This is a genomic window from Oleiphilus sp. HI0043 (assembly GCF_001634935.1).
This window is the reverse complement of record NZ_LWEY01001617.1, coordinates 1-1,661: the sequence shown is the minus strand read 5'-3', so window position 1 is coordinate 1,661 and position 1,661 is coordinate 1. Positions and strand designations below refer to the sequence as shown.

The window sequence follows — 1,661 nt, the reverse complement described above, 5'->3', positions numbered from 1 at the left end:
CACCTTCAAAAACATGATAAATTTCATCTCCGTCCAACGATGCTAAAGCACCAGCATCGACACCTAAACGCTCATTGATAATCAAGGTTGGCCTATTTTTGGCAACTTCATAAGATGCCCTTAGGGTAGATATTCGCTCACCCGTATCGCTATCGTAGCTGTGCTCATAAACTCGGACTATCGTGTCATCACCAAAGGGGAAAAATCTTACTTCATGGCCTGCTACATATAATGTGTCGTAATCAGGGCCTTCGTTTAGGATATTAAGCCTATCAACACAGTAATCAGTTGAAACCGGCATGAAGGTGTCATTTACCCCACCCATATCACTATATTCCATCGATAAAGCACCAGACACTTCTTGCCCTGTACTCAACTGACAATTGTCAAAGACCAGCTCTACTGTATCACCTTCGCTATAAGCCTGACCCGGCTCCCTAGAACTGTCCCAACTAATGGGGTCCTCAAATACATCTTTAACATAATTTCCGCATATCAAACTTAGATCTTCTGGAAAGTCTGATGCATCTAAATATCGATACAATGGCGAATCCAAGTAAGCTAAAAGAGTCGCTTGAAGCACTTTAAGAGATAAATCTTCGGACATGTCGACTTCGATATCGATGGTTTTGTTATCGATATTAGTTTCGGCATCACTTTGATATATGTCAGGATCCCCAACACTTTTGAAAAAGGCTATATTTTCTAAATTATCGCAAGCCACGATCATTGTAGCGCAGATACAAATTGAAATTGCCTTAGCAAAATAGAGAGAGAGATGCCTCATTACAGTTCCTTGGGAGACCTTAAGGGTTATCTATCGATTGTATTAAAAGAGTCGCACAGGTTAAATAAGAGCCTGCTGCAAATGTGACACGTGTGGGAATTACATGGCATTTTGTGCTAGAAAAAGAAAGGGTGCCACGTTGCACCCTTAATTCTATGCATTAGATAACGATCTTAAGCGTGATACTGAGCACTCAGTTCATGAACCGCATCAACAAAGTAGCCTGCATGTGCTGGATCAACAAATTGATGAATACCATGCCCCAGATTGAATACATGGCCTTCACCTGGACCATAAGATGCCAAAATTCTAGCCACCTCATCCCTAATACCTTTTTCTGAAGCATATAGCACCGACGGATCCATATTCCCCTGCAAAGCAACTTTATCACCTACCAAGGCACGCGCTTTACCGATATCCATCGTCCAGTCAAGACCAAGTGCATCAGCGCCGGTATCAGCCATAGAAGGCAACCATAAACCGCCTCCTTTGGTAAATAGAATCACGGGGACTTTTCGACCATCGTATTCCCGAATTAAGCCAGCTACAATTTTCTTCATATAAGCCAAAGAGAACTGTTGATATGCATGATCACTCAGGTTTCCACCCCAGGTATCGAAGATCTGAACCGCTTGCGCACCCGCTTTTATTTGAGCATTCAGATAATCAATCACAGACAAGGCAATTTTATCCAATAACTGATGCATAATTTCTGGCTGAGAATACATCATCGCTTTGATATGGCGAAAATCTTTAGAGCTTCCACCCTCAACCATATAAGTGGCTAAAGTCCAAGGACTCCCAGAGAAACCAATCAACGGAACACGTCCATTCAACTCTTTACGTATGGTGCTCACTGCATCCGTTACGTAAG

Annotated in this window: 2 protein-coding genes; both read right to left on the bottom strand. The window is 42.4% G+C overall.

Annotation, left to right across the window (positions count from 1 at the left end):
* A partial coding sequence (locus A3729_RS24375; RefSeq protein ID WP_156498112.1) for a hypothetical protein occupies window positions 1-787 on the bottom strand: 787 nt, incomplete at its 3' end.
* Between the two features lie 173 nt (window positions 788-960).
* Window positions 961-1,661 (bottom strand): uroporphyrinogen decarboxylase family protein (locus A3729_RS24370; RefSeq protein WP_197476028.1); only part of this gene is annotated, 701 nt, incomplete at its 5' end.